The sequence below is a fragment of the Streptomyces sp. NPDC059008 genome (assembly GCF_042749045.1).
GTDB lineage: Bacteria > Actinomycetota > Actinomycetes > Streptomycetales > Streptomycetaceae > Streptomyces.
In genome coordinates this window covers 40,267-49,196 of the sequence record NZ_JBHYJC010000051.1, presented here as the reverse complement: position 1 = coordinate 49,196, position 8,930 = coordinate 40,267, and the positions used below count along the sequence as shown (strand labels likewise).

General features: G+C 75.0%; 8 protein-coding genes. 2 read left to right on the top strand and 6 right to left on the bottom strand.

The genetic code is table 11. The features are described from left to right. Positions 1-79: 79 nt before the first annotated feature. The 3 genes from ACFWZH_RS34335 to ACFWZH_RS34325 are packed head-to-tail and all read right to left on the bottom strand — an operon-like array spanning position 80 to position 3,260. Positions 80-550, bottom strand: coding sequence for a copper chaperone PCu(A)C (locus ACFWZH_RS34335; RefSeq protein ID WP_384440494.1), 471 nt, complete (start codon positions 548-550; stop codon positions 80-82). Then, on the bottom strand, positions 547-2,982 hold the full coding sequence (locus ACFWZH_RS34330; protein WP_384440491.1) for a heavy metal translocating P-type ATPase: 2,436 nt from the start codon (positions 2,980-2,982) through the stop codon (positions 547-549). The genes ACFWZH_RS34335 and ACFWZH_RS34330 overlap by 4 nt, the downstream gene beginning before the upstream one ends. Then, positions 2,979-3,260 carry a hypothetical protein gene (locus tag ACFWZH_RS34325; protein ID WP_384440488.1) on the bottom strand — a complete coding sequence of 94 codons (282 nt, stop codon included), beginning with the start codon at positions 3,258-3,260 and terminating at the stop codon, positions 2,979-2,981. The genes ACFWZH_RS34330 and ACFWZH_RS34325 overlap by 4 nt, the downstream gene beginning before the upstream one ends. A gap of 274 nt (positions 3,261-3,534) precedes the next feature. On the opposite strand from ACFWZH_RS34325, the gene ACFWZH_RS34320 reads away from it, so the two are divergent. Together ACFWZH_RS34320 and ACFWZH_RS34315 are read left to right on the top strand one after the other, a co-directional pair. Next, complete coding sequence (locus ACFWZH_RS34320) at positions 3,535-4,800, top strand: cytochrome P450 (protein WP_384440485.1); 1,266 nt, start codon at positions 3,535-3,537, stop codon at positions 4,798-4,800. Beyond that, the gene (locus tag ACFWZH_RS34315; protein WP_384440506.1) at positions 4,797-5,747 is read left to right on the top strand and encodes an L-tyrosine/L-tryptophan isonitrile synthase family protein; all 951 of its coding nucleotides are present in this window, start codon (positions 4,797-4,799) and stop codon (positions 5,745-5,747) included. Before ACFWZH_RS34320 ends, ACFWZH_RS34315 begins: the two co-directional genes overlap by 4 nt. Before the next feature lie 52 nt (positions 5,748-5,799). Here ACFWZH_RS34315 and ACFWZH_RS34310 read toward each other — a convergent pair whose 3' ends face one another. The 3 genes from ACFWZH_RS34310 to ACFWZH_RS34300 are packed head-to-tail and all read right to left on the bottom strand — an operon-like array spanning position 5,800 to position 8,725. Further along, entirely contained in the window at positions 5,800-6,588 is a 789-nt protein-coding gene (locus tag ACFWZH_RS34310; RefSeq protein ID WP_384440482.1) for an ABC transporter ATP-binding protein, read from the bottom strand. Then, entirely contained in the window at positions 6,585-7,652 is a 1,068-nt protein-coding gene (locus tag ACFWZH_RS34305) for a FecCD family ABC transporter permease (protein ID WP_384440503.1), read from the bottom strand. The genes ACFWZH_RS34310 and ACFWZH_RS34305 overlap by 4 nt, the downstream gene beginning before the upstream one ends. Before the next feature lie 8 nt (positions 7,653-7,660). After that, positions 7,661-8,725, bottom strand: a complete 1,065-nt coding sequence (locus ACFWZH_RS34300) for an ABC transporter substrate-binding protein (protein ID WP_384440480.1) — start codon at positions 8,723-8,725, stop codon at positions 7,661-7,663. Positions 8,726-8,930 lie beyond the last annotated feature (205 nt).

Below are 8,930 nucleotides of genomic sequence, written 5' to 3'. Positions count from 1 at the left end.
ATCGTTTTTTTTTATAAGACACTGGTCGGCGTTGGGGGCTCATGGACGGCGCCGCCGCGCGTCCATGAGCCCCCTGTCGTCACTGGCCGGGACGCACCGCCCGGGCCCGTACGGTCCGCGGCGGGCTGTCGCGGAAGTGGAGGGTGAAGGTGAGCCGGTCGCCGGGTGCGAGCGCCGGCGGTGGGCTGATCATGACGTCCAGGTCCGTCGGCGTCATCCGCAGTGTGCCGCCGGCCGGAACGGTGGCGGAGGGGACCATCGCCATGCTCCGGGCGTTGTGGCCGATGTCGACGGTGCGGCTGAGCATCGCCCGGTGGCCGGTGGGTCCGGTGACGCCCGTCAGGACGTCGTCCGCGCCGCCGGTGTTGCGGATGGTGAAGAACGCGGCGGTGGCCTCGGAGCCGGCGGGGACCAGCACCCGGCCCTCGGCGACGCTCAGCCGCGCGGGCGTCCCCGCGTTGCCGGTCGCGGTCCACACGGTGAGCGTGCCGAGGGTCGCCAGGCAGGTGAGCAGCGGTACGGCGACGGCCGCTACGGGCAGCCGGTTCATACGATCCCTCCAGGTGCCGGGGTACGGGCTCGTCCGGTGCTGCGGGCGGGCCCGCGGGCGCCGCCGCCCGGCTGCCAGGCGCGCAGCCGCAGGCTGTTGCCCACGACCAGCAGGGAGCTGACGGACATCGCGGCGGCCGCCAGCATCGGGTTGAGCAGGCCGACGGCGGCGAGCGGCACGGTCAGGAGGTTGTAGCCGAAGGCCCAGACGAGGTTGACGCGGATCGTCGCCAGGGTGCGGCGCGCGAGGCGTACCGCGTCGGCGATGGCCTGGAGGTCCTCGCGGACGAGGGTGACATCGGCGGCACCGATCGCGGCGTCGGTGCCGCTGCCCATGGCGATGCCGAGGTCGGCGAGCGCCAGGGCCGCCGCGTCGTTGACGCCGTCGCCGACGACGGCGACCCGGCCGCCCTGCTCCTTCAGCGCCGTGACGAGGGCGGCCTTGTCCTCGGGGCTGGCCTCGGCGTGGATCTCGGTGATGGCGAGCCGGTCGGCCACCGCGCGGGCGGTGGCGGCGCGGTCGCCGGTGGCCAGGACGGGTCGCAGGCCCAGGCGCCGCAGATGGTCCACGGCGCGGTAGCAGTCGGGGCGCAGTGTGTCGCCGACGGCCAGGACGGCTTCCGGGGTGCCGTCGACGGTCACCAGCACCGGGGTGTGACCGGCGGTCTCGGCCGCCCGCACCGCGTCCGGGAGGGGCGCCGGCAGAGCGGTGAGGTCGCCGGGGCGGGTGACCTCCACCCGGCGCCCGTCGGTCGTGCCGGCTACGCCGTACCCGGGCGTGGCGCTGAAGTCGCCCACCGGGGGCGGCAGTTGCTCGCCCTGCGGCTGGGCCGCGCGGGCATGGGCGGTGATCGCGCGGCCCAGCGGGTGTTCGGAGCCCTGCTCCACGACGGCGGCCAGGCGCAGCGTGGTGGCCGCGTCGAGGCCGCCGGTGCGCGCGGTGACGTCGGTGACGCTCATCCGCCCGGTGGTGAGGGTGCCGGTCTTGTCGAGGACCACGGTGTCGATCCGGCGCAGCCGCTCCAGCGCCTGCGGGCCGCGGACCAGGATCCCGAGCTGGGCGCCGCGGCCGGTGGCGGCCAGCAGCGCGGTCGGGGTGGCCAGCCCCAGCGCGCACGGACAGGCCACGACGAGGACGGCGACCGCGGCCGTGATCGCGGCCTGCGGATCGGCTCCGGCGCCGAGCCAGAAGCCCAGGACGCTGACCGACACGGTCAGTACGGCGGGGACGAAGACGGCCGCCACCGCGTCGGCGAGCCGCTGGATGTGGGTCTTGCCGGTCTGGGCGTCCTCGACGAGCCGGGTGATCCGGGCGAGCTGGGTGTCGGCGCCCACCGCGTCGGCCCGCACCTCCAGCAGGCCGCCCGAGTTGACCGCGCCGCCGACGACCGCCGAGCCCGCACCGACCTCGATCGGGCGGCTCTCCCCGGTGATCAGGGACAGGTCCAGGGCGGAGCTGCCCTCGACGACGGTGCCGTCGGTGGCGACCCGCTCGCCGGGGCGCACCAGGAAGCGGTCGCCGGCCCGCAGCCGGTCCGCCGGGATGCTCCGCCACTCCCCGTTTCCCTCCGGCGGGCGGGGCCCCGGCTCGCCGGCGGGCGCCCGTACGGTGACGTCCTTGACGGCGAGTTCGGCCAGCGCCCGTAGCGCGGAGCCGGTGCCGCGCCGGGCCCTGGCCTCCATCCGGCGTCCGGCCAGCACGAACAGCGGTACGCCGACCGCGGCTTCCAGATAGAGGTGCGCGCTGCCGTCGCCCGCCGTGGGCAGCAAGCTGAACGGCATCGTCATACCGGGCGCGCCGGCCCCGCCGAGGAACAGCGCATAGCCGGACCAGGCGAAGGACGCGACGACGCCGAGGGAGACCAGGGTGTCCATGGTCGCGGCGCCGTGCCGCAGGCCCCGCAGCGCCCGTGCGTGGAAGGGCGCGGCGCCCCACACGGCGACGGGTGCGGCGAGCACGAAGCACAGCCACTGCCAGTTGCGGAACTGCCAGCCGGGCACCATCGACAGGGCCAGGACGGGCAGCGAGAGCAGGGCGGTCAGCAGCAGCCGGTGGCGCTCGGCGCGGGAGGCCTGGCCGTCCTCGCCGTCCGCCCCGTCCGGGCGCCCGGGGGCCGGCGGCCGGTCCTCGCCGCCCGGCTCCGGGGCGACGGGCTCGGGGAGCCGCGCGGTGAAACCGGCCGCCTCGACCGTGGAGATCAGTTCGCTGACGGGGACCGCCGCGGGGTGGCTGACCGTCGCCCGCCCGGTGGCCAGGTTCACCGAGGCCGCGACGCCGTCCAGTCGGCCGAGCTTCTTCTCGACCCGTCCCACGCAGGCGGCGCAGGTCATCCCGCCGATGGTGAGGGTGGTGGTCTGGTCGGGCGGCGGGTCGCCGGCAGGCGCCCGGCCGCCCACCGATCGGGGTGCGGGCCGCGCCGGCCGCGCACTCATCGTGCCGCTCCCACCGTCACCGGGCGGGGTGCCCCGGCGCCCATGCCGTGCATCTGGCCCATGTCCCCGTCGTCGGCGGGCGCGGTACCGGGCGCGCGGGTGCCGCCGGCCGGGTGCAGGCCCGGCGCCACCGGGCCGGCGAGGGCACCGGCGGCGTACGACAGCGCGAAGAGCAGCGCCAGCAGGGCGATGAATCCGATGACCGGCCGTGCGGGCAGCAGCCGCCCGACGGCCGGAGGGAGTGCGGGCCGACTGCGGTCGGCCGGAGTGGTGGACATCGCGTCATGGTGGCAGGCGCGAACGGTGTGAAGCGGGCCTTCGGGGGTCCGTCGGCGCGTGAGGTTCGTCCCGTTCGCCGGCCGGAACCCGAGGGTGCGGCGGAGCGACTAACTGGGTTTGGCCGGCGCGCCACTTCACGGCCCGTACCTCGCCGCCGGTCCGCGCGTCCGCCGAATTCCCCGCGGTCGGCGGGAACTCGGCGCGTCCCGCGGCCGACCTTTCCCACGCCGTGCCGTGCGGGTGCGGCTGTCGCACGCCGTCGAGGAGGACGCCTTGTCCACGTTGCCCGATCCCGTTCCGCTGTACGGAGCGGAGTACACCCGCGATCCCTATCCCCTGTACGCCGAGCTGCGGGCGCGCGGCCCGGTCCACCGGGTGCGCTTCCCCAGCGGGGTGTGCGCCTGGCTCGTCACCGGGTACGAGGCCGCGCACCAGGCGCTGACCGACCCCCGGTTGGGCAAGCACCACTCGCGCGGCAACGCGGCCTGGCGGGCCCGCGCCTCGATCATGCCCGAGCCCCAGCACTCCCAGTTGCAGGTGCATCTGCTCCATCAGGACCCGCCCCGGCACACCGCGTTGCGCCGGCTGATCACCGACGCCTTCGCCCCGCAGCGCGTGGCGGCGCTCGAACCCCGTTTCCAGGCGATGGCCGACGCGCTGCTCGACCGGCTCCCGGAGCACGGCGAGGCGGATCTCGTCGAGGCCTTCGCCGCGCACTTCCCCTTCCAGGTGCTCGCCCATGTGATCGGCCTGCCCGGGGAGTTCGCGGACCGTTTCGACCGGGACTGGGGGAAGGTCGTCCAGCCCGTGGGGCCCGGGGATCCGGGCCGTCCCGCCTACGAGGCGCGGCTGCGCGGGCTGCAGCAGTACATCGCCGATCTGGTGGTGCACAAGCGCCTTGAGCCCGGCGAGGACCTGCTCTCCCGGCTGGTGGCCACCCGCGACGCCGGCGGGATCGGCCCGGAGGAGCTGGACTCGATGATCTTCCAGCTGCTGGTCGCGGGCCAGGAGCCGGTCACCCATCAGATCACCACGGCCCTGGTCGCCCTGCTGCGCCACCCCGAGCACCTCGCCGAACTGGCCGACCGTCCGGAGCTGCTGCCCCGCGCCGTCGAGGAACTCCTGCGTTACGACAGCGCCTTCGAGCTGACGACCTGGCGGTTCTTCGCCGAGGACGCCGATCTGCACGGAACCCGGATCCCGGCGGGCGACTCCGTGATCGTGTCGTTGTGCGCGGCCAACCGCGACCCCGAACGGTTCGCCGACGCGGACGCCCTCGACTTCGACCGCTCCCCCAACCCGCACCTCGCCTTCGGCCACGGCATCCACTTCTGCCCCGGTGCCGCGCTCGCCCGGCTCGAACTCCGGATCGCCCTGGGCGCGCTGCTGCGGCGGCTGCCCGACCTCCGGCCGGCCGTCGCGGATGCCGAACTGCGCTGGATACCCGCGGTACTGGCGCGCGGGGTCGACCGGCTGCCGGTCGCCTACGGCGCGGCCGGCGGCTGCCCGGTGTCCGGCGGGGCGGTCACCACGTGCTGACCAGCCCCACCCGACCGCACACCGCCGCGCCGGCCGACCAGCAGGCCCGCTGCGCGGCGGTGCTCGCCACGCTGCTGCCGTACCGCCGCACGCTGGACGCCACCCACGGCGACTCCCCCGACGGCTTCCCCGCCCAACTGCGTCAGCTGGCCGCTCCGGTGGCGGCGGGCGAGCCGATCCTGTTCACCCTGCCGGGCTTTCCCTGCAAGTCGCCCAACCCCGCCAAGGTCCTGGGCCACCTCCCCGACGAGGGCGAACGGCTGGCGCTGCGCTTCCTGGACGCGCTGTGCGCGCGCATCGAGGCGGTGTATCCGCCCGGTGCGCGGGTGGCCATCTGTTCGGACGGACATGTCTTCAGCGATCTCATCGGGGTGCCGGACCGCGACATCGACGCCTACAGCGACGCGCTGCGCGTCCTGATCCGCGCCGAGGGTCTGACCCGGCTGGACGTCTTCGACCTGCGCCAGGTGTACGGGGAGGGGCTGACGCACGACGACAAGCGGCTGCTGGTCGAGGAGCACCACGCCCCGTCCCTGGCGGAACTGCGGTCGCTGACCCGCAGCGACGAGTCGGCCCGGCGGCTGTACCAGGGCATCACCCGGTTCCTGTTCGAGGACACCGCCCACTTCCCCGGTACCCGTTCGGCGCTGCAACGCGACTGCCGCCGGCGCGCGTACGGCGTGATGCGGCGCAGCCGCGCCTGGGGCGGGCTGGTCGCCGTGCACCACCCGGAGGCGTTCCGGCTCTCGATCCACCCGCAGCCGCGGGGCTCGGCCAAGTTCGGGATCCGGCTGCTCGAAGCGCCCGATGTGTGGCTCACGCCGTGGCACTCCTGCGTACTCGAACACACCGATGGACGGCGGGAGTTGATGCACCGGGCGGATGCCGAGCGGCGCGGCCGGCTGGTGCTGCGCGAGGGGCGGCCGAGCCACTACGTGGCGGGGTGAGGGGGCGGGGTCCCGGAACCCCGCACCCGCACCGGGCTCGCCCGGGTGCCCCTCACCCGTCGCCGGCGGGCAGCGGCTCGCGGTGGTCGAAGGCGATCAACGGGTCGCCGGTGAGCGGGTGTTCGGCCACCGCGGCGCGCACCCCGAACACCTCGGCCAGCAGCCGCGGTGTCAGCACCTCGCGGGGCGTGCCGGAGGCCACCACCCGCCCGGCGTGCAGCACGTGCAGCCGGTCGCACAGGGACGCCGCGGCGTTCAGATCGTGCAGCGAGATCAGCGTCGTACGGCGCTGTGCGCGCAGCAGCGCGAGCAGTTCGACCTGGTGCCGGACGTCGAGGTGGTTGGTGGGCTCGTCCAGCACCAGTACGTCCGGATCCTGCGCGAACGCCCGTGCCAGCAGCGCGCGTTGGCGCTCCCCGCCGGACAGTGCGGAGAACCGGCGGGCGCCCTGCCCGGCCAGGCCCACGGCGGCCAGGGCGGCCGCGACGGTCTCCCGGTCGGTGTGGTCCTCGCCCGCGAACGCCCGCTTGTAGGGCGTCCGGCCCATCGCCACCACTTCGCGCACGGTCAGCTCGAAGTCGCTGCCGCGCTCCTGCGGCAGCGCGGCGACCTGCCGCGCGGTCTGCGCGGGTGTCAGCGCGAAGAGGTCGGTCCCGGCCAGCAGTACCCGCCCCGCGGTGGGCTTCAGATGGCGGTAGACGGTCCGCAGCAGGGTGGACTTGCCGCTGCCGTTGGGCCCGACCAGTCCGGCGATCTCCCCGGCCGCGGCCATCAGACGCACCCCGGCGACCACGTCGCGGCCCGCGTAGCCGACGTGCAGGTCCTCGATCTCGACGTTCACCGGCCCACCGCCATCCGCCGGTCCAGGACGAACAGCAGCGCGGGCGCGCCGATCATCGCCGTCACCACGCCCACCGGCAGCTCCTGGGCGTCCATGGCCGTACGGCACGCGATGTCCACCACCACCAGCAGCAGGGCCCCGGTGAGCGCGGACAGCGGCAGCAGCCGGCGGTGGTCGCCGCCGATGACCATCCGGCACAGATGCGGCACCATCAGCCCCACGAAGGCGATCGCCCCGGAGACCGCGACCAGGACGCCGGTCAACAGGCTGGTCACCACGAACAGTTCGCGGCGCAGCCGGGTGACGTCCACGCCCACCCCGGCCGCGGTCTCGTCGCCCATGACGAGCGCGTTCATGGGGCGGGCCCGCGCCTGGAGCGCGAGCAGCCCGGCGGCGACCGCCAGCACCGGCGGCCACAGCACGTTCCAGGTGGCCCCGCTCAGGCTCCCCATCAGCCAGAACAGCACGCTGCGAGTCTGCTGCTCGTCGCCGGCCTGCAGCACCAGATAGCTGGTGAACCCGGACAGGAACTGCCCGATCCCCACCCCGGCCAGCACCAGCCGCAGCGGCGAGAACCCTCCTCCGCGCCGCGCCATCCACCACACCAGGGCGAACGCGCCCAGCGCACCGGCGAACGCGGCCGCCGACAGCCCCAGCCCCAGCACGCCGCCGGCGCTCGCCCCCAGCACGATCGCGGCGACCGCGCCGAGCGACGCGCCGTTGGAGATGCCCAGCAGGTACGGGTCCGCCAGCGGATTGCGCACCAGCGCCTGGGTCGCCGTCCCCACCAGGCCCAGTCCGGCTCCCACCAGCGCCGCCAACAGGGCGCGGGGGACGCGCAGTTGCCACACGATCAGGTCGTCGGTGCCCGGCCGGGGCGCGGCGCCGCCCAGCCGGCGCAGCACCACCGACCAGACGTGCGCGGGCGCGATGTCGGTGGAGCCGAGCGAGACCGCGGCGGTCAGCGCCACCGCGAGCGCCAGGCCCAGCACCAGGGCGAGCAGCCCGGCGCGCGGGGTGCGCCGGCCGGCCGGCTGCCGCTGTGCGCGCGGGGCGTCGAGCACGGACGCCACTACCGCTCCGCCTTGAACCGTGCCGCGTGGACGGTGTGCGCGATCTCCTCGACCGTGTCCGCGTTGCCGACGCCGGCGATGGTCGTACGCTCCGAGCCGATCCGCAGCAGATGCCCGTTGCGCACAGCGGCGAGCCCCTTGGTGGCGGGGAAGCTCTTCAAGAACGCCTCGGCCTGGTCGAACGCCTTCTTGGTGGCCGCCGCGTCGCCGCGGTCGCGGACGCCGAGCTGGATGAAGTCCGGGTTCTTGGCGACCACGTCCTCCCAGGAGACCGGCTTGAAGTCCCCGTCGCAGTCGTCGAAGACGTTGCGCGCCCCGGCCTGGCCGATGACCGCGTTGGCGACCTGGTTGCGGCAGACCGCCATCGGCTGCTTGGTGCCGGCGTCGAAGTCGAAGAAGAAGTACGTCGGCCGCTTGCCGGGCGCGAGGTCGCCCACCGCCTTCCGCACCGCGGCGACCTTGGACCGCATGCCGGCCACCAGCTCGTCCGCCCGCCGGGACGTGCCGGTCACCGCGCCCAGCCGCTTGATGTCCCCCTCCACTCCCGACAGGTCCCGCTGCGGCTTCCCGGCCATCGGGGCGCACGCGGTGGAGGCGAGGTAGATGTGCTTGATCCCCGCCGCCTCGAACTCCTCGGCGCTCGGCGCGTCGCCCGCCCCGCCCATGTTGTTCATCGACGCGAAGGCGTCGACATAGAGGTCGGCGCCCGACCCGAGCAGCTTCTCCTTGGGGATGACGTGCCGGCCCAGCACCGGCACCTTCCCGGCCTTGGCCCCGAGTTCGCCGGGCAGGGTGCCCTTGCCGGGCGGGAACCCGGTCCCGACGACCCGGTCGCCCGCGCCGAGTCGCAGCAGGATCTCCAGGGCGGCGGCGTTACTGGTGACGATCTTGCGCGGTGCGGACGAGAAGGTGGTCGTCGCACCCTTGCAGTCGGCGATCCGCACCGGAAAACCCGGGCCGCCGCTTCCGGACGCCTTCTCACCGGTGTCCGCGCCTTCGCCGCCGCACGCGGTGGCGACCAGCGCGACGACCACCGCCAGACCGCACAGCTTCCCACGACGCATGGTGTGTTTCTCCCCTACCCGTCACCAGCCGGTCCCCCGGCCGTCTCACCGGCCGCAGGTGCCGGCCGGCGGGTCGCAGGCACGACCCGGCACAGGTAGTCGGCCGGGGCGGGGGGAAGGTTCCACGGCTGCGGCGTCCTTTTGGCCGGTGCTTCCCGGCTCACGCCGCGCCGCGCCCCGGCCGGTCCGGCCCGCCCCGCCGAGG